17 protein-coding genes are annotated in these 21,710 nt (G+C 66.4%); 8 read left to right on the plus strand and 9 right to left on the minus strand.

The window, feature by feature from the left end:
• The first annotated feature begins 31 nt into the window (after window positions 1-31).
• On the plus strand, window positions 32-967 hold the full coding sequence (locus AC6CIE_RS14400; protein ID WP_367351292.1) for a LysR family transcriptional regulator: 936 nt from the start codon (window positions 32-34) through the stop codon (window positions 965-967).
• Between the two features lie 7 nt (window positions 968-974).
• On the opposite strand, the gene lhpI is transcribed toward AC6CIE_RS14400, so the two are convergent.
• Window positions 975-1,913 (minus strand): bifunctional Delta(1)-pyrroline-2-carboxylate/Delta(1)-piperideine-2-carboxylate reductase, encoded by a 939-nt coding sequence (gene lhpI, locus AC6CIE_RS14405; RefSeq protein ID WP_367353508.1) that lies wholly within the window; start codon window positions 1,911-1,913, stop codon window positions 975-977.
• Window positions 1,914-2,043: 130 nt separating this feature from the next.
• The gene (locus tag AC6CIE_RS14410) at window positions 2,044-2,976 is read right to left on the minus strand and encodes an N-carbamoyl-D-amino-acid hydrolase (RefSeq protein ID WP_175123973.1); all 933 of its coding nucleotides are present in this window, start codon (window positions 2,974-2,976) and stop codon (window positions 2,044-2,046) included.
• Between the two features lie 470 nt (window positions 2,977-3,446).
• Here AC6CIE_RS14410 and AC6CIE_RS14415 point away from each other — a divergent pair, with 470 nt between their 5' ends.
• Entirely contained in the window at window positions 3,447-4,967 is a 1,521-nt protein-coding gene (locus AC6CIE_RS14415) for an EAL domain-containing protein (protein ID WP_239215271.1), read from the plus strand.
• A 174-nt stretch (window positions 4,968-5,141) separates the two neighbouring features.
• Complete coding sequence (locus AC6CIE_RS14420) at window positions 5,142-6,194, plus strand: helix-turn-helix transcriptional regulator (protein ID WP_452003874.1); 1,053 nt, start codon at window positions 5,142-5,144, stop codon at window positions 6,192-6,194.
• A gap of 16 nt (window positions 6,195-6,210) precedes the next feature.
• On the opposite strand, the gene AC6CIE_RS14425 is transcribed toward AC6CIE_RS14420, so the two are convergent.
• Window positions 6,211-6,990: a Sir2 family NAD-dependent protein deacetylase gene (locus AC6CIE_RS14425; RefSeq protein ID WP_498092599.1), complete on the minus strand. Its 780-nt coding sequence runs from the start codon at window positions 6,988-6,990 to the stop codon at window positions 6,211-6,213.
• A gap of 247 nt (window positions 6,991-7,237) precedes the next feature.
• Here AC6CIE_RS14425 and AC6CIE_RS14430 point away from each other — a divergent pair, with 247 nt between their 5' ends.
• The gene (locus tag AC6CIE_RS14430) at window positions 7,238-10,648 is read left to right on the plus strand and encodes a TM0106 family RecB-like putative nuclease (RefSeq protein ID WP_498092601.1); all 3,411 of its coding nucleotides are present in this window, start codon (window positions 7,238-7,240) and stop codon (window positions 10,646-10,648) included.
• Window positions 10,649-10,745: 97 nt separating this feature from the next.
• Here the strand turns inward: AC6CIE_RS14430 and AC6CIE_RS14435 are convergent, their stop codons facing one another.
• The 3 genes from AC6CIE_RS14435 to AC6CIE_RS14445 all read right to left on the minus strand — a co-directional run bounded on the left by AC6CIE_RS14435 (window position 10,746) and on the right by AC6CIE_RS14445 (window position 14,508).
• Window positions 10,746-10,958, minus strand: coding sequence for a DUF1059 domain-containing protein (locus tag AC6CIE_RS14435; protein ID WP_056565214.1), 213 nt, complete (start codon window positions 10,956-10,958; stop codon window positions 10,746-10,748).
• Window positions 10,959-11,104: 146 nt separating this feature from the next.
• Entirely contained in the window at window positions 11,105-13,216 is a 2,112-nt protein-coding gene (locus AC6CIE_RS14440; RefSeq protein WP_498092603.1) for a putative bifunctional diguanylate cyclase/phosphodiesterase, read from the minus strand.
• 182 nt (window positions 13,217-13,398) lie between these two features.
• Entirely contained in the window at window positions 13,399-14,508 is a 1,110-nt protein-coding gene (locus AC6CIE_RS14445) for a YcjF family protein (protein WP_175123777.1), read from the minus strand.
• A gap of 339 nt (window positions 14,509-14,847) precedes the next feature.
• Here AC6CIE_RS14445 and AC6CIE_RS14450 point away from each other — a divergent pair, with 339 nt between their 5' ends.
• Entirely contained in the window at window positions 14,848-15,849 is a 1,002-nt protein-coding gene (locus AC6CIE_RS14450) for a WaaZ-like lipopolysaccharide core biosynthesis protein (protein ID WP_286897195.1), read from the plus strand.
• Window positions 15,846-17,021 (plus strand): glycosyltransferase family 4 protein, encoded by a 1,176-nt coding sequence (locus AC6CIE_RS14455; RefSeq protein WP_175123775.1) that lies wholly within the window; start codon window positions 15,846-15,848, stop codon window positions 17,019-17,021. The genes AC6CIE_RS14450 and AC6CIE_RS14455 overlap by 4 nt, the downstream gene beginning before the upstream one ends.
• On the opposite strand, the gene AC6CIE_RS14460 is transcribed toward AC6CIE_RS14455, so the two are convergent.
• Window positions 16,960-18,069, minus strand: coding sequence for an S-(hydroxymethyl)glutathione dehydrogenase/class III alcohol dehydrogenase (locus tag AC6CIE_RS14460; RefSeq protein ID WP_056319378.1), 1,110 nt, complete (start codon window positions 18,067-18,069; stop codon window positions 16,960-16,962). The genes AC6CIE_RS14455 and AC6CIE_RS14460 overlap by 62 nt on opposite strands.
• A gap of 23 nt (window positions 18,070-18,092) precedes the next feature.
• Window positions 18,093-18,383 (minus strand): metal/formaldehyde-sensitive transcriptional repressor, encoded by a 291-nt coding sequence (locus AC6CIE_RS14465; RefSeq protein WP_175123774.1) that lies wholly within the window; start codon window positions 18,381-18,383, stop codon window positions 18,093-18,095.
• A gap of 159 nt (window positions 18,384-18,542) precedes the next feature.
• On the opposite strand from AC6CIE_RS14465, the gene AC6CIE_RS14470 reads away from it, so the two are divergent.
• Both AC6CIE_RS14470 and AC6CIE_RS14475 read left to right on the plus strand, forming a co-directional pair.
• Window positions 18,543-19,145 carry a HutD/Ves family protein gene (locus tag AC6CIE_RS14470; RefSeq protein ID WP_498092605.1) on the plus strand — a complete coding sequence of 201 codons (603 nt, stop codon included), beginning with the start codon at window positions 18,543-18,545 and terminating at the stop codon, window positions 19,143-19,145.
• 87 nt (window positions 19,146-19,232) lie between these two features.
• On the plus strand, window positions 19,233-19,997 hold the full coding sequence (locus tag AC6CIE_RS14475) for a carbon-nitrogen hydrolase family protein (RefSeq protein ID WP_498092607.1): 765 nt from the start codon (window positions 19,233-19,235) through the stop codon (window positions 19,995-19,997).
• 4 nt (window positions 19,998-20,001) lie between these two features.
• Here the strand turns inward: AC6CIE_RS14475 and AC6CIE_RS14480 are convergent, their stop codons facing one another.
• On the minus strand, window positions 20,002-21,624 hold the full coding sequence (locus AC6CIE_RS14480; RefSeq protein WP_498092609.1) for a methyl-accepting chemotaxis protein: 1,623 nt from the start codon (window positions 21,622-21,624) through the stop codon (window positions 20,002-20,004).
• Between the last annotated feature and the right edge of the window lie 86 nt (window positions 21,625-21,710).

Here is a 21,710-nt window from a genome sequence, read left to right on the forward strand (position 1 = left end):
CCTTCGGGTACAGACGTTATACGATAGGCGTATGACCGCCTCCGCCCTCCCCGCCGCAGCCGGCACCGACCGCATGCTGCTGATCGAAACCTTCGTGCGCATCGTCGAGGCCGGCAGCCTGTCCGCCGCCGCCGCCCAGATGGGCGGCACTCAGCCTACCGTCAGCCGCCGCCTGCAACTGCTGGAACGCACCATGGGCGTACGCCTGTTGAAGCGCTCCACCCACGCCATCCGCCTGACCGAAGACGGCCAGCGCTGCTACGAGCGCGGCAAGGAGCTGCTGGCCAGCTGGCAATCCTTCGAGAGCGAGGTGCGCGGCGCGGACGATGACCCGGCCGGAATGCTGCGTGTGGTGGCGCCGCACGTGTTCGGCCAGGATCAGTTCATCGAGCCGCTGGCGAAGTATCTGAAGCGTTATCCGAACATGCGGGTGGAATGGCTGCTGCATGACCGCATGCCGGACCTGATCGCCGAGAACGTGGATTGTGCGATCCGCGTCGGGGCGGTGACCGATCCGTCAGTGATTGCGGTGAAGCTGGGCGAGGTGCCGCGCATCGTCGTGGCGTCACCGGACCTGCTTGCGGGCGGGCCGGTTCCGCAGGATCCGTCGGATCTGGCGCGCCTGCCATGGCTGGCGTTGCGCACCTTCTATCGCACCGAGGTGACCCTCACGCACTGCGGCAGCGGCGACAGACAGTCTTTCGACATCCAGCCGCGCCTGTCCACCGACGGCCTGCACGCGCTGCGCAACGCGGCCATCCAGGGGCTGGGCGTGGCGCTGGGATCGGCGTGGGCCATGCAACCCGATCTGGCCGCCGGCCGCCTGGTGCACCTGGCGCCGCAGTGGCGTGCGGACGCCCTGCCCGTCTTCCTGGTCTATGCGCCGTCGCGCTTTCAGCCGGCGCGCCTGCGGCGCTTCATCGAGATCATGCGCGAGCATCTGCCGGTGGAGCTGGCGGGCACGTGACGGTCCGCTACGCGTCCCGCACGGATTCGTACACCAGCGTCGCCAGCGTCAGGTCTTCCAGCGCGCTGCCCACCGCCTTGAATACCGTGATCTCCTGGTCGTTGCGCCGTCCGGGGGCCTCGCCTTTGGCGAGCTGGTGCAGGTTGCCTTTGATGCCTTCGCGCGTCAGCACGCCGGCGTCGAATGCCGACAGCAGGTCGCCGGACTTGGTCGGCGCCTCGTCGGTATCGACATAGACGGTGGTGCCGTCAAAGCACGCGGGGTCCGTCTCGCGCATTTCCGGCTTAAAGCTGCCGATCAGATCCAAATGCGTGCCGGGGCGCAGCCACGCGCCGTGGATAAGCGGTTCGGTGGACAGCGTGGCGCAGCTGACGATGTCGGCCTGCCCGGCGGCTGCCTGCAGGTCAGTGACCGCCTGCGCATCGAAGCCCTGCTCGCGCAGGGTTGCCGCCAGCGTCTCGGCGCCTGCCGGCCGAACGTTCCACACCAGCACGCGCTGGATCGGGCGCACCGTGCGCATGGCCTGCGCCACCAGGCCGGCAATGCGGCCGGATCCCACGATCAGCAGCGTGCGGGCATCGGCGCGCGCCAGGTAGTCCGCGCCCAGCGCCGCCGCACCCGCAGTGCGGTACACGGTGACGATATCGCCGTCGACCTGCGCAACGGGCACGCCCGTGGTGGCGCTGTACAGGTTGTACGTGGCGTGCAGGCCCGGCAGGCCCTGATGCGTGTTCTCGGGAAAGATGTTGATGATCTTCACGCCAAAATACCCGCGGTCGCTCCACGCCGGCATGATCAGCGAGGTGCCGTGCGCGTTGCCGGACTGGATGGCGTGCACGTGGCGGGCGGGCACCGTGGCGTCTTCGCGGAAGGCGTCCCGCAGGGCGGGGATGACGGTGTCGAAGGACAGGGCGTTGCGGGTCTGTTCGGTGTCGATTAAGCGCATCGGATCGTTGCCTGCGTGGTCGGTCAATCAAGGGGCCTCGGGCAGTCTAGCAGCGTGCGGGGCGCGGCCGCCAAAAGAAAATTGCCCGCGATGACGCGGGCAATGGGTCGCTTACCGCAGGCGAACGGCGTCAATCCACGTCGGGCCGGGGCAGCGGATCGCCCGCGCCGGTGCGCTCGACGATGAGCTTGTAGTGATGCGGGCTGCGATGCTTGGCGAAGTTGAACACGTGGTCGCGGAAAGTCTGGCCCATTCCCAGGTCGATGCGCGCGGTGATGACTTCGTCTTCCTCGCCGCTGGCGCGGGCCACGATCTCGCCGGACGGCGCGACGATCATCGAACTGCCGATCATGTGATGGCCGTCCTCGTGCCCGCACTTGGCTGCCGCACCGATCCACACCGCATTCTGGTAGGCGCTGGCCTGCAGCACGATCTCGTGCGTGGTGGTGCGCAGGTGCGCGGGCTCGTTCCAGTGGATGTTCAGCGACGGCGTGTTGTAGCCCAGCACGATCAGTTCGGCGCTTTGCAGCGACATGACGCGGTAGGTCTCGGGCCAGCGGCGATCATTGCACAGGCACATGCCGATCTTGACGTCGTTGGTCTCCCACACGCCAAAGCCCAGGTCGCCCACTTCGAAGAACTTCTTTTCCAGATGCTGGAAGGGGGCGTCGACCTTGTGGTCCGAGTGGCCCGGCAGGTGGATCTTGCGGTACTTGCCGATGATCTTGGCGCTGCGGTCCACCAGGATGGCCGTGTTGAACTGGCGGCCTTCCGGCGTCAGTTCGGCATAGCCCAGGTAAAAGCCGATGCCCAGCTCGCGCGCCGTGTCGAACAGCGGCTGCACGTCGGCGTTCGGCATGGTTTTTTCGAAATAGCGCTCCACCGCTTCGGCGTCGTCCATCCAGTAGCGCGGGAAGAACGTCGTCAGCGCCAGTTCGGGAAACACGACGAATTCGGCCTGGCGGGCGGCGGCTTCGCGCATCATCTCGACAAGGCGGCGCACGACCACCGCGCGGGTGTCGGCCAGATTGACGGCGCCCATCTGGGCGACGGCCAGGCCCATTTTGCGGGACGGGGAAGAGGGGGTCACGGAGATCTCCAGAATTCTCGCGAAGGGGCCGCCACGCGGAGGCGCGTTCAAGGCCGAAGGCGCAAGCATGCCCGCGCTCAGGCGGATCGGAAACCGCGGTCTGGCCGTCTAGCGCCGCGTTGCATTGGCCTCGTCCCGGCATGCAACCCACTGATCTAAATGGAAAAACCCGAGAAAGCGCGCCATCGCATCCGGCCCTGTGCATAACGCGGGATCATGGGCGTCGCGCAAAGTTTTATATCGGGTTTCCCCGTAGATCCGGTGATTCAGAGGCACTTTGGCGCGGACTGCCCACCGGCTTTCCTAGCAACGCGCCTATTTCCGAAAGCCACAATTAGCGGGTCAGGAGGGGCGAATTTGCCGTTTAGGCTGCGGGAAGTTCGGTTACATTGCCTTACGCGCAGAATTGCATGCCACGCGCCGCCCATGTGCACCGGTCCCCCATGTCACGTTCCAGAATTGCGGCTTTCGTGTTGTTGTTGTCGGCGCTTGGATTCCTCGCGGGGGTGCTGGCTGGACGCCAGATCGAACTGAACCAGGCCGACGACAAACTAGCCGGGCATAACGCCCGGCTGCTTGCGCACGCGTTGCGGGTGGCCCAGGAAAGCCATCGCCTGATGGCTGCGGCCACGCAAGGCGGCCCGCTGTGTTCCGAAGCCGATGTGGCGACCCTGCGCGTGCTGCTCTTCAATTCCACCTATATCCGCGACATCGGCCGCACGCTGGGCGGCATGCTGCGCTGTTCCGCGGCGTGGGGCAAGCTGCCCGATCCGCTGACCCTGCCACCGCCGGCCTTCACGTTGGCCAGCGGGCTGCAGCTCTGGGTGGGCGCCGCCAATATCGTCGACCGCCGCATCATCGGCGACATGGCGGCGATGCGCGACATCATCGTGTTCACCGCCCCGGGCGCGTTCGACGGCTTTCCGGAACCGGGTTCCGGCATCGACGCCAAGATCGTGACGCGTGACGGCGACCATGTGTACCGGCGCTTCGGCCGCGCGCACGACCTGGACATGCCGCGCGAGAACGTGGACGACCAGGGTTTCGCGCCTGAACGGCGCGCCTCGCTGTGCGCGCCGGACGGCGGCCCCGACATCTGCGTCGTGTCGCGGCTGCGGTCCGACGCCTGGTTCCAGCTTCCGGCGATGGTGCTGTCCGTGGTCGGCGCCCTGGCCCTTGCCTTTCTGGCGGGTCTTTGCGTCATGTGGCGCATGCACGCGGGCAGCGCCAAGAGCGAGCTGCGCAAGGCCATCCTGGGCGGCGACATCCAGGTCCACTACCAGCCGCTGCGCCAGCTTGCCTCCCGGCAACTGGCGGGTTTCGAGGCGCTGGCACGGTGGCGCGCCCGTGGCCGCGATGTGTCGCCCCTGCTGTTCGTGCCGCTGGCCGAAGCCATGGGGCTGGGCCGCGCGCTGTCCCGGCTGGTGACCTCGCAGGCGCTGCGCGACCTGCACGAGCGCCTGCGCGGCAATCCCGCGCTCTACGTCAGCATCAACGTGTCGGCGGCCGATTTGAAAGACGCGGGTTACCGGAACTTCCTGTTGGACGCGGTCAGCGAGCGCGGTCTGAAGCCCGGCAACGTCGCGCTGGAAATCACCGAAGGCACGCCGTTGTCTGATGGCCATGTGCTGGCAATGGTCAAGACCTTGCGCGGCAAGGGCTTCAAGGTGTTCATCGACGATTTCGGCACGGGGCATTCCAACCTGAACTATCTGGCCGAAATGCAGGCCGACGCCATCAAGCTGGACCGCAGCTTCACCAGCGCGATCGGCGCCGAGGACGCGGGCACCCTGATCATCGACCACGTCATCGCAATATCCCGGGAGCTGGGCATCAGCCTCATCATCGAGGGCATTGAAACCGAGGCGCAGGCCAGTTATCTGCTCGCCCGCCAACCGGCCGCAGTGGGCCAGGGCTGGCTGTTCGGCCGTCCGGTTCCGCTTGCCGACATCGTGGCCGATTGACCGATGGCAGGCAGGTTGTCGTATGTCCATTTTATTTTTGGCACAACCGACATAATGCAGCGCCGTCGCCCAAACTACGCGGCCCGCATTATCTACACCCCGGCAAAACAATATGCGCCGCTTTTACAGATAGAATGCGGGCGGTATTTAACGGGTTAATTTGCTGCATCTGCCATGGGACATAACCAGACGCTCGTCGACAACCTGCTGCGCATCCTTCCGTATGTCCAGAACGAAGAAACCGATGCGATGGCGATGGGCATGGGCATGGCGGAAATCCGCGACCGGCTGGCCGCGCTGCAGAACCCGGTGCCCGGCGACAAGCAGATCCGCCGCACGCTGCTCAAGCTGGACAGCGTCGGCAGCGTGGGCGCCACGCGCGGCAAGCTCTGGTATCGCACCATCCAGCGCGCCGATTTCCATATCCAGAACATGAACGCGAACATGGCAATGGCGATGTGCGCGCTCAAGCAGGTGGCCGACCGCCACCTGCCGGCCGTCGTGCTGGACGATCTGGAGACCACCTTCGACAGCGCGTGGCGCTACCTGGAAACGCACCGCTCCCAGCCCGGGATCGGGCCGGCACACGACTGGGCGCGCAAGATCCTGCGCATCGACGGCACCCATCCCACCGTGTTGCCCACGGTGTCTGCCGAGGTCTACCGCCAGGTCAGCGGCGCGCTGTACTTCAACCGCAAGCTGTCGTTCCGCAACACGCCCTTCGGCGAGAAGAAGCCCGCCGACCGCCTGTACGTTATGACGCCGCTGGCGATGGTCGACCGCGCGGGCGTGCTGTACATGGTGGCGTGGGGGGCGCGCCAGCCGGGCAGGCGCTTCCTGTTCCGGATGGACAGGTTGTCCGAGGTCCGCCTGCTGGACGAGGCGGCGGACCTGGATCCCACGTTCGACCTGCAGGACTTCGTACGCCGCGAGGAAGCGCTGAACTTCGATCCGGGCGAGGAAACCCGCATCCGTCTGCACGCCACCGAACCGGTGCTGGACGATGGCCGGCGCCAGCGTCATCCGCTGCGCGAATTCTGGTTGTCGGCGGACCAGATGATCGACGAGGACGAGCGCGGCTTCACGCTGACAGCCACCGTGCGCCCGTCCGTCATGCTGTGGCAACTGCTGCACGGGCACGCGTCCTCGATCGAGGTGCTGGAACCCGAAGACATCCGCGACCGCTTTGCCCAAGAGGCCCGCGAACTGGCGCGCCGCTACCTCTAGTCCGCCGCCCGCGGCGTCAATCGGCGGGCCAGGCGCGCGCCAGCAGCAGCGGCAGCACTTTCTCTGCCGCGCCCCGGATGCTGTGCGTCGCCACGCGATCCAGCGTTGTCGGGTTGGGATTGATCTGCACCAGCTGCGCGCCGCATCCGACCGCCTCGTAGCAGAGCTCGGCCGCAGCGGATGTCTGGCACGACGTGCCCGCTGTCAAGATCAGATCGGCGTTGGCCACCAGCCCCTTGGCCACCCGCCAGACGGCGGGCGCGGGCGCCTCGCCGTGCCACAACCGCCCTGGGCGCACCAGTTCGCCGCAGATAGGGCAGGCGGGCGGCGCGGGATACGGGCCGTGCCGCGCGGACTTGTCCGGCGGGGCGGTCAGCGTGTGGGGCATGCCACAGCCCGAGCAGCGCGGCTGGTCGAACCGGCCCTGCAGATGCAGGATGCGCGGGCTGCCCGCCTGTTCATGCAGCGTGTCGCCGTTCTGCGTCACCACGAACGTGCCCGGCACGCGACCGGCCAGCGCCGCAATGGCGCGGTGCGCCGCGTTGGGCGTGGCCAGCAGCGCGCGGCGCCGCCGTTCCTCGTGCCAGGCCCACACCAGCGACGGATCGTTGCGGTAGCCGGCATCGGTCGCCAGGGCCGCGGCATCGTAGCGCGCCCACAGGCCGCGCATGCCATCGCGGGTTTGTGGCAGGCGGCTGGCGGGGTTCAGGCCCGATCCCGTCACGACGACGATCAGGCGCGCCGCGCGCAGCGTTTCCACCAAGGGATCAGGGATATCGAGGGAGCGAAGTTTCATGCGAACCGCCCGCCGTTTGAATGGGCCGCGGCGCGGCCAAGGCTGCAGTTAAACGTATCGAACAAACCAGGCATGTCGCTTCCATTTACTGAAACAGCCTGGATTATGAAACTGCATTCGGACAATTCAGGGTTGAATTAATCGGAACGGATTTCAAGGGATTACTCAGGTATTGGCCGGATAATGTCCAAATTCTTGTTTTGCTATTCTTGGCCTCCGCAAATTGCGCCCGGCCTATTTACGCACCATGCAAAAAACCGGCGACCGCCTGTTGTTTTCCGCCTCCGACCTGGTCGGTTTCCTGGAATGCGAGCACCTCACCACGCTGGATCTGCTCAACCTCGAATCGCCGTTGCCGGCCGCGCCAGAGGACGAGCAGCTCGAACTGATCCAGCAGAAGGGGCTGGACCACGAGCGCGCGTATCTTGAACGGCTGCGCGCGAGCGGCCGGCACATCGTCGACGTCAGCGATGCGGGCGACGGGCTGACCGCGCGCCAGGCCCGGACGCGCGAGGCCATGGCCGACGGCGCGGATGTCATCTACCAGGCGGCGTTTCGGCATGGCCAATACATCGGCCATGCCGATTTCCTGCTTAAGACCGAACGCCCTTCACGCCTGGGCGATTACAGCTACGAGGCCAGCGACACCAAGCTGGCGCGGTCGGCGCGCGCCAAGTTCGCGATCCAGCTCTCGTTCTATTCATGGCTGCTGGGCCTGGAACAGGGCGCGGCGCCGCTGCACATGCACGTGGTGCTGGGCAGCGGCCGCGAGGTGTCCCTGCGCGTGGCCGACTATGCCCATTACTTCCGCCAGGTCATGCGCCGCTTCGAGGCGCACGTCGATCAGCGGGACGCTGCGTCCACGTATCCCGACCCCTGTGAGAAATGCGCCCAGTGCCGCTGGGATCCGCTGTGCAAGGCGCGCCGCGCGGACGACGATCACCTGTCGCTGGTCGCCAACATCACGCGGCAGCAGATCCGCAAGCTGAACGCGCAGGGCATCCGCACGCTGGAACAACTGGGCACGCTGGCGCCCGATGCGGCCGTGGCGCGCCTGGAGCCCGCCATCCTCTCCAAGCTGCGATCGCAGGCGGCGCTGCAGCTGCGCGCCCGGACCGACGGCGGCCGCCATTGGGACCGCATCGCCAAAGACCCGGACGACACCGCGCTGCGCGGCTTTGAACGCATGCCGCAGCCCGACGCGGGCGACATGTTCTTCGACATGGAAGGCGATCCGCTGGAGGAAGGCGGGCTGGAGTACCTGTTCGGACTGTACGTCATCGACGACGGCCAAGAGCGTTTCGTGCCGTTCTGGGCGCATAACCGCGGCGAAGAGAAGCTGGCCTTCGAGGCCTTCATCGATTACGTCGTGGCGCGGCTGCACCGCCATCCCGATGCGCACATCTATCACTACGCGCCCTACGAGGCGACGGCGATCAAGAAGCTGATGTCCGTGCACGCCACGCGCGAGGCAGAGGTCGACAACCTGCTGCGCATGAACAAGCTGGTGGATCTGTACCAGGTCGTGCGCGAAGGCGTGCGCGTGTCCGAGCCTGGGTACTCCATCAAGAACATCGAACATTTCTACCTGCCGCAGCGCGAGGGCGGCGTGACCAACGCCGGCGCCAGCATCGTCTACTACGAGCGCTGGAAGCGCACCGGCGAGGCGCAATTGCTGCAGGACATCGCCGACTACAACCGCGACGACGTGCTGTCCACGTACAAGCTGCGCGAATGGCTGTGCGCGCTGCGTCCTGACGGCATGCCGTGGGCGAACCGCCGAGACTCGCAGCAGCAGATCGACGCCGCCCGGTTTCAGGTCGGCGAAAAGACCGCAGCCGAACTGCGCCTGGAGCCGTACCGCGCCGCGCTGCTTGGCTCCCTGCCCGCCGACGAGCTGGACTGGTCAGCGCGCGACCGCTATCGCGCGCTGGTCTACCAGTTGCTGGATTTTCATCGCCGCGAACAGAAGCCGGAATGGTGGGCCATGTTCGCCCGCATGGAGGCCACCGATGCCGAACTGATGGAAGACAACGAATGCCTGGCCGGACTGGTGCGTGACGACACTGTGGCGCCCGAACCGGTGGCGCAGTCACTGCGCTACACCTACCGGTTTCCCGCGCAGCAGACCAAGCTGCGCACCGGGTCGGCCTGTACGGACGTGCGCGGCGGGCCGGCGATCAGCCGGCTGACGGTGGATCCTGCGGCCGGCGTCGCCACCTTCACCCTGTCGCGCAAGGCGACGCCGCCGCAGCGCCTGTCGCTCGGGCCGGGCAGGCCGGTCAGCATCGACGAACTGGCCAACGCCATGTTCCGCTACGGCGACGCGCTGCTCGCCTCGGACGATGGCGCCAGCACGCCGTTTCGCGCGGTGGATGCGCTGCTCAAGCACGAACCGCCGCGCATTGACGGCGTACCGCCCGGCACCCCGCTGGCCGACCCGGGCGCGACGCTGCTGGATCAGGTCGTGGACATCGTCGGCCGCATGGACCAGACCACCCTCTTCCTGCAAGGCCCACCCGGCGCGGGCAAGACCTACACCGGCTCGCGCGTGCTGGTGAACCTGCTGCGCCAGGGCAAGCGCATCGCGGTCACATCCAACAGCCATCACGCCATCAACAACCTGCTGGCCGGCCTGGAACGCGCGGCGCGCGAGGCCGGCCTTTCGTTTACCGGCGCCAAGAAGTCGGGCAAGGAGGGCGACGACTCCTGCTTCAACGGCGACTTCATCGAAGACGTCTTTGCCAACGACAAGATCGACCTGGCGCGCCATCAACTGGTGGCGGGCACGGCGTGGCTGTTCAGCCGGGCCGACTTCCAGCAGCAGTTCGATTACCTGTTCGTGGACGAGGCCGGACAGGTCAGCCTGGCGAATCTGGTGGCGCTGGGCCAATGCGCGCGCAACATCGTGCTGCTGGGCGACCAGATGCAGCTTGGCCAGCCGACCAAGGGCACGCACCCTGGCCGCTCGGGCGAATCCACGCTGGAATACCTCTTGAACGGCCACGCCACGATCGCGGCCGATCGGGGCATCTTCCTGGACACGTCCTATCGCATGCACCCGGCGATCTGCGGCTTCATTTCCGACGCCATCTACGACGGCCGGCTGCGCGCCGCGGAATCGGCCGCTGGCCAGGGCCTGGTGCTGGGCGCGGACGCTGCGGACGCGCTGGCCGCCAGCGGCATCCGGTACGTGCCGGTCGTGCACGAGGGCAACGCGCAGTCCAGCGACGAGGAAGCGCGCGAAGTCGCCGCGCTGTACGCCAGCCTGATGCGGCAGCGCTATCTGGACAAGCACGGGCGCGCGGTGCCGATGACGCCCGACGACGTGCTGGTGGTGGCGCCCTACAACGTGCAGGTCAACACCTTGCGGCAGGCGCTGCCCGAGGGTGCGCGAGTAGGCACCGTCGACAAGTTCCAGGGCCAGGAAGCGCAGGTGGTGATCATTTCCATGGCCACCTCCAGCGGCGAGACCATGCCGCGCGACATGGAGTTTCTGTTCAGCAGGAACCGCCTGAACGTGGCGGTGTCGCGGGCCAAGGCGCTGGCGATCCTGGTCGCCAGCCCCGCCCTGTTGTCGGTGCGCTGCCAGACGCCGGAACAGATGGCGCTGGTCAACACGCTGTGCTGGGTGGCCGAGGCGGGTCAGAACGAGTAGCGCGGTCGGCGTAACGCCGTCGCAATACGGGGAAGGAAGGCGGGCGCGCCGTACCGGACAGAAATTGCCGGCCCCGGCGCGCCCGCAGGCGTTGCCGTCAGCCTCGGCGGGGCGCTTCGGCGGGCGGCGTGCCGTTGTGGAACAGGGACTTGAGCTGCGAGCGCAGTTCGGGCGAGTCAGCGTGCTTGTGCACCGTGGTGGCGTGCTGCACCGCGGCTTCCAGCAACTCCTCGTCCGAGTCCGCGGACAAGGCGACCGAGCAGTTCATCTCGCTCGGATACTCGCGGCAATCGATGTATTTGCGTGTCATGGGGCTCTCCCCGCGCATGCCTGCAAAGGCATTGCGTGCTTGAACAGCCGGCGCGCCAGGCGCAACACACCGGCGCGATGGCGCGTCGCATCGCGGCCGGTGTTTTCAAAGTATAGGTCTGCGGCGCCCGCCGCAGACGTCTTATTTCAGGGGGCCGCACCGGGTCCATTCCTCGCCGGCGCCGCATCGGCGGCGGTGTCGCCGTGCGATACGGGTCGACCCAGCAGATAGCCCTGGAAGTGCGAGCAGCCCTCCGCCGTCAGGCGTTCCAGCTGCGCCGGTGTTTCCACACCCTCGGCCGTCGTCGGAATGTCCAGACTGCGGCCGATACCGTTGATGGCGCGGATGATGGCCAGCGCCTCGCGGCTGGATTCGACGTCCTGCGTGAACGACTTGTCGATCTTGATCTTGTCGAACTCGAAGGTGCGCAGGTAACCCAGCGACGAATAACCCGTTCCGAAGTCGTCCAGCGCCACCTTGACGCCCAGTTCCTTCAAGCGGTGCAGCGTTGCCAGGTTGCCGGAGGAATTGGTGAGCAGCACCGATTCGGTGATCTCAAGTTCCAGCCGGCGCGCGGGCAGCCCGGACTTGGTCAGCGCGGACTCCACCAACGACACCAGCGCGCCGTTGGTGAACTGGCTGGCCGACAGGTTGACCGCCACGGTTTCGTGGTCGTCCCAGCGCATCGCCTCGACGCAGGCCTCGTGCAGCGTGAAGGCGCCCAGTTCGTGGATCAGGCCGGTTTCTTCCGCGATGGGGATGAAGTCCTGCGGCATGATCAGACCCTTTTTCGGATGCTGCCAGCGCATCAGCGCCTCGCGGCCCACGATGCGCACGTGGCTCACGTCCATGATGGGCTGGTAATAGAGCTGCAGCTGATGCGAGATGATCGCCTGGCGCAGATCCATCTCGACCTCGTGGCGCCGCAGCGCGGCGGCTTCCATTTCAGGCTCGAAGAAAGCCAGGCAGTTGCGGCCGTTGCGCTTGGCCTCGTACAGCGCCATGTCCGCGTAGCGCAGCAGGTGGTCGGCCGACAGCGCCTGTGATTCGGATATGGCGATGCCGATGCTCACGCTGACGGGCACGGTGTGCCCGGCGATCTCGAACGGCTGGCGCACCGCCTCGATCAGGCGCTCGGCCAGCTTGCGCACGTCGTCCTGTTCGGCGATGTTGGGCAGCACGATGGCGAATTCGTCGCCGCCCAGCCGCGCCAGCGTGTCCTGTTCGCGCAGGTGCTTGGGCAGGCGCTTGGCCAACAGGCGCAGCAGTTCGTCGCCGTATTGGTGGCCCAGCGTGTCGTTCACGCTCTTGAAGTTGTCCAGATCCAGGCACAGCACCGCGGTCGAACGCTCGCGGCTTGCGCCCAGCGCGCTCAGCAGCCGGTCGCGGAACAGGCGGCGGTTGGGCATGCCCGTCAGCGTGTCGTGGTGCGCCATGTAGCGCACCTGCGCGTGCGCGGCATTCTCGTCGGTGACGTCGTCCGCGATCAGCAGCACGTAGCGCGAGCGCGGGTCGTTGCTGTGAAACGCCAGCGTCTTGGTATGCAGCGTGCGCGGGCCGCGCGCGGTCGCCAGTTCTTCTTCCTCTTCGCGCATGGCGCCGTCCGAACGCAGCGCGTCGTTGGTCAGGCGGTCGAAGAACGCGCACACCAGTTCAGGCAGGGCTTCTTGCGCGGTCTGGCCCTGCAGGCCGCCGGGCTTGCCGCCAAACGTTTCTTCGGCCTGCCGGTTCGCCAGCAGGAACTTGCGCGACACGGCATCCAGCACCAGCACGCAGGAGGGGATGTGCGACACCACCGCCTGCAGAAAGGTCGACATGGACGTGAGCTCGCTGTTGTAGTGCTCGACCAATTGCTTGGCCTTCAACAACTGCTGTTCGCGTTCGCGGCGTTCGGTGTTGTCGCGCGTGACCTTGGCAAAGCCGATCAGCGTGCCCGTGTCGTCGTGGATGGCGTCGATGACGACGTGCGCCCAGAACAGCGTGCCGTCCTTGCGCACGCGCCAGCCTTCGGCTTCGAACTTGCCGGTTTCACGCGCGGTGGCCAGGCCGCGCTGCGGAACGCCGCGTGCCTGGTCTTCCTCGGTGTAGAAGCAGGAAAAGTGGCGGCCGACGATTTCGGCGGCGGTGTAGCCCTTGGCGCGCTGCGCGCCGGCGTTCCAGTTGGCGACGGTGCCATCCGGGTTGAGCATGTAGATGGCGTAGTCGACGACGCCTTGCACCAAGTGGCGGTACATGACGTCGGAATTGGCGAGGATCATTGGATGCGGCGGGCTCGCGCTCCGGCCGCGTTGGGGCAACGCGTCTGCGCGGGTGTGCCCTGAAGAACTAGGGGTTATACGGATTTACGTCGTGAAGCCGGCAATATTTACCTTACTGTCACGAAAAAGACCAATCTATCGAATCGTGTCGTACAAACGCATTTCATTGCATCGGTCCGCGATCAGAATTTGACGCGTTGCTTCAATGCCTGCGCGATCATGGCGACGTCGATGTCCTTGCCTGGGTTCTTCAGGCAGAAGTCGTGCAGCACCGCGATGTAGGCATTGCCCAGCAGCTTGGTGATGGCGCCGGCCGTGGTGGCCGCGATGGTGCCGCCGACGGCGCTGCCTGCGCCGGGGATGAACTTCAGCATGCCCGAGACCACCGAGCGGCCGATGAGCGTGGCGGCCGACGCGCCCAGCGTGGACGTGACCAGCGTGGTGATCGCGGTGGTGTTCAGTTCCATGCCGAAGGTGATGCCGATCTTGGCGATCATGCCGACCTGGATCGGCACCAGCGCAAAGGCGTCCGAGAACGGAATGGGTGCGGCGGCGGCTGAGGCGGCCAGGCCCGCCGCCACGTTCACCTCGATCTCAGCCCGCTTTTTTTTTACTTCCAGGGCCTTCTTGTTGCGGGTGGATAGCGCGTTGGCGTAAGCGCGCTGCTGCGCCTCGGGCACGTGCTCGGCCGTTACCTCGATCAGGCGGTCCAGCCCCATGGGCGGCAGTTCGGCGTCCAGTTCGTCGATCCATTCCGGCAACGCGCGCACGGCGACGACCTGCCGGGCGCGCGGCAACAGCTTGCGCGCCTCGTCGACAAACGGACTGTTCTTGCGCGCTTTGGTCAGCACGGCCACGACAGGGATGCCGGCCTTGTCCAGCATGTCGCACAGCTCGATTTCCGCGTCCTCGACGCGGTGGCTGCTGTCCTGGATGCACAGCCACGCCACGTGCAGGTGCCGGTCCTGGTCGTCGGATGCCGAGCGTTCCTGGATCAGCTCGGCAAGCTGCGCGCGCGAACCCTCGTAGTCGCCGACTTCCAGGCCGCGCGTGTCGATGATCGTGAGCGGATGGCCCGGCCGGGTGAATTCCTGCGTGGTCTGGGTGACGGGCTTGCCCGCGCCCGTCCGGGCAAGATCGCCGCGGAACACCGCGTTGAGCAGCGTGCTCTTGCCCACGCCCGTCTTGCCGGCAACCAGGATGTTGACGCGGCCGGCGCCGCGCGTGGCCGTGCTGATGGCATCCGCGATGGCGTCCTGCAGGTCGGGGTGGTCGGGGCGGATGGCGCTCATGAGGGAACAAGGAAAGCGAAGGAAGGATGGCGGAACAATATCAGACGACGACTTCTTTGGCGCAAAACGTAATCGCCGCCAAACGTGTCGTCCATACGGGGGACGCCATCGGCACGAGTCATGTCACTCATGCCGCCTAGGCATCCCGTGGGGGCGAGTGGGATTTTTTCCTGCCGTAAAAGAAGGGGTCGCAGCAGACGCCGCATCAGGAATATTTGGGGGCGGATTGTCCAAGTCTTCAAAGGGTTACATCTCACATAATCCCCTCGCGCTTTCCCAAATGGCGCTGCGTAGAATCAGCCCGTTGTAAGGCTACGCCGCGGCACCCGCGCAACCATCATGCACCGTCTTGCGCTCGTCCCCCGCTTGCTGCGCTCGCGCCCCGTGACCAAGGGGCTGCGCTACTTGTACCGCTACACGCGGTCCAGGGCGGACCGTCATAACGAAACGCTTTGGCCCTTCGTGACCGTGCGCCGCGACGGGCCGGAACGTCTGACCGGCTGCAATCTGCATGGGGTGCGCGGCCCCAAGACCCTCCCGCTGGCCGAATTGCCGCGAGGCATCGGCGGCGATGCGCACCTGATTCTCAGCGGCCCTTCTGTCGCGCAGATCGACTACGCCCAGTGCCGCATGCGTACCGTGATGGGCGTAAATGGCTCGATCGCGCTGCGCGCCCGCCATCCGGCGCTGCGGTTTGACTATTACGCCATGCTGGACGCGGGGTTCGTGAAGAAGCGCCGCGACCTGGTGGCCGAGGTGCTGGCGCAGGACCTGGTGCTATTTGTGACGCCCGAGGTCTACCGCTGGATTGCGCTGCTGTTCGACGATCGGGCAGTGCGTTGCCGCATCGCACTGTTCGAGGAAGTGCATCAGCGCGCGCAACGGCCGCGTGCGCAACCTGCGGCGCTTGAGGCGCAACTGCGCGCTGACGAGGAACTGGTGTTGTTCGATGCGCATCATCCGATGCACGCGCACGGCTTCAGCCTGAATGCCGCCCGCGGCCTGTTTGGCGGCGGAACGGTGGCCTACACGGCGTTGCAGCTGCTGGCCTGGCTGGGCGCCAAGACGGTGTACCTGCATGGGCTGGACCTGACGGCCACGGCGGGCCCGCGTTTCTACGAAAGCGCCGGCGCGCAGTTGCCCACCGCGCTGGACCGCCAGTTTGCGGGACACATCGAACCCGCGTTCCGGCAGGCCGGCAAGCTGCTGCGGGCGCGCGGTGTCCAGGTCTACAACCTGTCGCTGCTGAGCCGGCTGGGCGACGACATATTTGAAAAACGGCATTGGAGTTGTTTGCTGGAAGACCCCTCCTCGCAACCGCCGACGAGACCAGAATCATGAAGATCCTCTACACCAATTTCCACCAGGGCGATGGCGGCGGTCACACGACGTACGTGATGTCGCTGGCCCGCATCCTGTGCCAGAAATCGCAGGTAACGATCGGCGCGCCGCGCAAGAGCCGCCTGCTGGCCGAAGCCGAGGCCCTGCCCGGTCTGCGCACCGTTGATCTCGAATTCAAGGGCAAGCTGTTCGAACAGCTTGCCGCGCTGCGCCGCCTGCGCAACCTGGTCCGCCAGGAACAGTTCGATGTCATCCACGTCAATGGTTCGGCCGATCACCGGCTCTGCATGCTGGCCACCATGGGCATGGGACGCAAGCGCCCGTTCATCGTGTACACGCAGCATAACGACCGCGATGCCAACAGCCTGGGCGTGCGCCTGCGCGCCAAGTGGGGCACGAACCGCGTCATCTGCGTGTGCAGCCACACGTTCCGGCGCATGAAGCAGTCGGTGTTCCGCAACGAGGATCTGCGCGTGGTGCACAACGGCGTGGACACCGAGAAATACCGTCCGGCCTGCCGCACGGAAACTGCCCAGGCGCGCGCGCGTTTTCTTCCGCCCGCGCTGCGCGACCGGCTGGTGATCGGCAGCAATGCCGGCACGGCGGACTACAAGAGCTGGATCGACATGGTGGCTGCGGTGTCGCTGCTGCCCGCCGGCCAGCGCAGCCAGGTCGCCGTCCTGATTGCCGGCGCGATGCCGGGCGATGACATGCTCAACCGGGTGGCCGAGCTGGGCATGCAGGATCAGGTGGTCTTCACCGGCCTGCTCGACAACGTGGAGCCCGTGCTGGCGGCGCTGGATGTGGGATTTGTGCTGTCGTCCCGGCTGGAGACGATTTCGTTCGCGTGCCGCGAGATGATGGCCGCGGGCAAGCCGGTCATCGTGTCGAGCGTGGGCGGCCTGACGGAGAACGTCACCGAGGGCCGCAATGGCTGGATCGTGCCGCCCGGGTCCCCGGAATCGGTGGCCCGGACGCTGTCGGACATCCTGGCGAACCGCGGCGTGCTGCACGCCATGGGCGTGGATGCGCGCAGCACGGCGCTCAAGGAGTTCTCGCTGGCGACCTTCGTCGGCAATACCGAACGCGTCTACCGCGAGAACGCTTACGTCAGTAGTGGATCACCGTCCGGATCGACTTACCTTCATGCATCAGATCGAAGGCTTCGTTGATACGGTCCAGGGGCAGCGTGTGCGTGACAAAGGGGTCGAGGTCGATCTTGCCGCTCATTGCGTCTTCGACCATGCCCGGCAGCTGCGTGCGGCCCTTGACGCCGCCGAACGCTGAGCCGCGCCACACGCGGCCCGTCACCAGCTGGAACGGACGCGTGCTGATTTCCTGACCGGCGCCGGCCACGCCGATGATGATGCTTTCGCCCCAGCCCTTGTGGCAGCATTCCAGCGCGGCGCGCATCACGTGCACGTTGCCGATGCATTCGAACGAGAAGTCCACGCCGCCGTCGGTCAGTTCGACGATGACTTCCTGGATGGGCTTGTCGTAGTCCTTGGGATTGATGCAATCAGTCGCGCCCATGGCGCTGGCCAGCACAAATTTGTTCGGGTTGGTGTCGACGGCGATGATGCGGCCGGCCTTGGCCTGCACTGCGCCCTGGATGACCGCCAGGCCGATGCCGCCCAGCCCGAACACCGCAACGGTGTCGCCTTCCTTGACCTTGGCGGTGTTGTGCACCGCGCCGATGCCGGTGGTCACGCCGCAACCCAGCAGGCAGACTTTTTCATGCGGGGCGGCGGGGTTGATCTTGGCCAGCGAGATTTCGTTGACGACGGTGTATTCGCTGAACGTCGAGCAGCCCATGTAGTGATAAAGCGGCTTGCCTTCGTAGCTGAAGCGCGAGGTGCCGTCCGGCATGACGCCCTTGCCCTGCGTGGCGCGCACTTTCTGGCACAGGTTGGTCTTGCCCGACAGGCAGAACTTGCACTCGCGGCATTCGGCCGTGTAGAGCGGAATCACGTGATCGCCGGGTTTCAGCGACGTCACGCCTTCGCCCACTTCCACCACCACGCCCGCGCCTTCGTGACCCAGCACGGCCGGGAACAGGCCTTCGGGATCGTCGCCGCTCAGCGTGAAGGCGTCCGTGTGGCAGACGCCCGTGTGCGTGATCTGCACCAGCACTTCACCGCGCTGCGGCGGCGCGACGTCGATTTCAACGATTTCCAGGGGCTTGCCGGGGCCGAATGCGACTGCTGCGCGTGATTTCATAGCGATGCTCCACGTAGATGGGGTTATTTCAGATAGGAACGGACGATGCGCATGAGGTCATCGATCTGCGATTCGGTCTCTGGCCTGGGGTCGGGCGGATTCGCCTGAGTAGACTGCAGGAAGGTTTCCCGCAGATGGCTTTCCAGCACTTCGGCCATCAGGCCGTTCGTGGCGCCGCGCAGCGCCGCCAGCTGCTGCAGCAGCGCGCCGCATTCCGTGCCTTCGTTCACCGCGCGTTCCAATGCTAACGCCTGCCCCTGAATGCGGCGCAGGCGCGTGACAACGCGTTTCTTTTCTTCTGGGGAGTGCGGCACGGCAGGCTCCGATTCGATACAGGGGGGGAGTATACGGATTTCGAGGGGGCGCGTCCAGGCGGAGCGCGGGCCGACGCCGTCGCCTGCGTCGGCCACCCGCATCGGCCACCTATAATTTCGCCTGTCTTCCGCCCGATCCAACAGGAATAATCCGTGGCCATGATCCCCTCTGACGTGCGGCTGTACCGGGCCGCGGACTATCCCCGCATGCCTTGGCGCAACGGCGGCGGGACGACCCAGGAAGTCGCCTGCAATCCGGGCGGCCATACCGCGTCGTTCGGCTGGCGTCTCTCGCTGGCCGACGTAGCGCAGGATGGCAGTTTTTCTGCCTTTGGCGGATATCAGCGGATCATCACCGTGCTGGAAGGCCGCGGTATCGAGCTGACGGTGGACGGGCAGCGCCAGCCGCCTTTGGCGCCGCGCGTCGCGTATGCGTTTTCCGGTGACGCGCAGGTGGCGTGCCGCCTGCTCGACGGCCCCATCCGCGACTTCAACCTGATCTACGCGCCCAACCTCTGGCACGCCCGTCTGCAATGGGTGAGTGGCGTAGGGCCCTGGGTGTTTCACAGCAGCGCGACGAGCGTGCTGGTGTTCAATGCCGGCGGAGACCTGACGGTGGAGCTGGACGGCGCGCAGCATCGGCTGGCCTCGCGCTACGATTGCCTGCACGCCGAAGGACGGGATGGGTTTGGCCAGTATCGTCTTAGCGCGGAACGCGGCGTCGACGCGTGTGTCATTGAACTGTCGCCGCGCGCGGGCTGATGCGCGCCGCGTGGATGTAAACAACGCATCAGCGCCACCAAAGCCACGACAACAGCGCATCAACGGCGCTTCGAAAAAGGGGTGTGCATGCGGATCTGCATGATGGAAGGCCCGGCCGGCTTGATGCCGGAAGGCGCGAACTGGGAAGGCATCGCCGAGCGCATCCATGAGTTGGCGCCCGACCTGCTGGTCACCAACGAGATGCCGTTCGGCCCCTGGCTGGCGGCGTTGCCGTCCTATGACGCCGCGCTGGCTGCCGAGTCCGTGCGTATCCACGAGGCCGGTCTTGCCGCGCTGGCGGCGCTGAACGTGCCAGCCATCGTGTCGTCCCGCCCCGTGTTTGCCGGCGGACGGCTTGCCAATGAAGCGTTCGCGTTGCAGGACGGACACTATGCGGCGCTGCATCACAAACAGTATTTTCCGCAGGAACCGGGGTTTTTCGAGGCGGCCTGGTTTCACAGCGCGCGCGACGGGTTCGAGGTCGCCGACGTGGGCGGCATTCGCGTCGGCGTGCTGCTGTGCACCGAGCTGATGTTCAACGAACGCGCGCGCCGCTATGGCCGAGACGGCGCCGAGCTGATCGTCGTGCCGCGCGCCAGCGGCGCGTCTAGCGGCCGCTGGCTGACGGCGGGCGCCATGGCCGCGCTGGTGTCCGGCTGCTATGTTGTCAGTTCGAACCGCGCCGGGCGCACGCCCGAGGGACAGGTGTTCGGCGGCGTGGCGTTTGCGTTCCAGCCAGGGGGCGAGCCGCTGGCGCAAAGCACCGATACGGAGTCCATCGTTGCGTTCGAGGTGGACCCCGCCCGGTCGCGGGCGCAGCAGGCGCTGTATCCCTGCTACGTGAAGGAATAACCCATCAGGCCGGCAATAGCGCCGGCTGGCCGTAGGCAGGCACCGCCTGCTGCGCGGCGCCCTGTCCCTGCGCCGGCAGCCGGAATGCGCTGACCGCCGCCTGCAGCCGCTGCGCCTGCGTTTCCAGCGACGACGCGGCCGCCGCGGCTTCCTCGACCAGCGCCGCGTTCTGCTGCGTGACCTGGTCCATCTGCGTGACGGCGGTATTGACCTGGTCGATTCCGGTCACCTGCTCGTTGGACGCGGTGGCGATGTCGTTCACCAGCATCGTCAGCCGCTCGATGGTCTCCAGGATCTCGGTCATCGTCAGGCCCGCCGCCTCGACCTGCGCCGAGCCGGCCTGCACCGTGGCGCCCGAGGCGTCCAGCAATTGCTTGATCTCCTTGGCGGCGCTGGCGCTGCGCTGCGCCAGCGACCGGACCTCGGCGGCCACCACGGCAAAGCCCTTGCCTTCCTCGCCCGCGCGGGCCGCTTCCACCGCCGCGTTCAGCGCCAGGATGTTGGTCTGGAACGCAATCCCGTCGATCACGCCGACGATGTCCTCGATGCGGCTGGAATCCTGCGCGATCTTGCGCATCGTGCTGACCGCGGCCTGTACGGCGTCGCCGCCGCGCTGCACCACCTCGGACGCGGTGGCGGCCATCTCGTTGGCCATGCGGGCATTTTCAGCGTTGCTGGTCACGGTGGATAGCAGTTGTTCCATGCTGGCCGCGGTTTCCTCCAGCGACGCTGCCTGCTGTTCCGTGCGGCTGGACAGGTCCTGGTTGCCCGCCGCGATCTCGCTGGAACCCGTGTTGATCTCGACGACGCCGTCGCGCACGGCGTGCACGGTGCGCACCAGGCTCGCCTGCATGTCCTGAAGGAACGGGATGATCTGGCCCACGCAGTTCCTGCCGAACGACGGAATCGGCGTGGTCAGGTCGCCGCCCGCGATGCGCTGGAAGTGGCCCTTCAGCGAATCCAGCGGACGCTTGACGAAATACACGACGTAGCGGTCGCCCAGGATCAGCAGCAGCAGGCAGATGCCCAGCACCACACCCATGCCGATATAGGCCTGGCGGCGGTTGGCGTCGGAATTGGCCAGCAGCTGGACTTCGCGCGCCTGCGCGTACGCCTCGTATTCCTCCATGCTCTTGCCGAAGCTGCGGCTGGCGGTGACCACCGGCCCGGACGCCTGGGCGCGCGCCTTGTCGACCTCGCCCGCATCCAGATGCCGGCGCTGCACGGCAATGCCGTCGGCCAGCGCGTCAAATCCCGAACGCATGGCGTCCAGCAACGCCGCCGGGGCGTCGCGCCGGGCCAGCTCGATGAATTGCGCCTGATGCTTCTTCGCTTCGGTCAGCGCGGTGTCGATGCTGCGCCCTTCGGCCGCGGCCTGGTCTTTCTGGCCGCCGGCCACGTATTCCAGCTGGCGCGACAGCCGCAGCCGCGCGCGCATGATCTGGTCGTTGACGCGGGAAAGCGCCGATACCTCGTGCAGGAGTTCGTTGCTGGCTGCGAGCGCTTCCTCTGCGCTGCGCAGCCCATGGACGCTGATGGCCGACAAACCGGCGATGAAGAGGCTGATCACGAGCAAGGTGCCCAGGATCATGCGGCGGATGGTGATGTCTTTCAGAAACTGTGTCATGCGCGTCGTCCCAAAGGTGCAGCAAGCCTGCATAAGGACAACGGCCCCGCCAGAACCTTATTTAGCGGATGTTGCACATCTTACGA

The sequence above is a fragment of the Achromobacter sp. GQ309 genome (assembly GCF_059759315.1).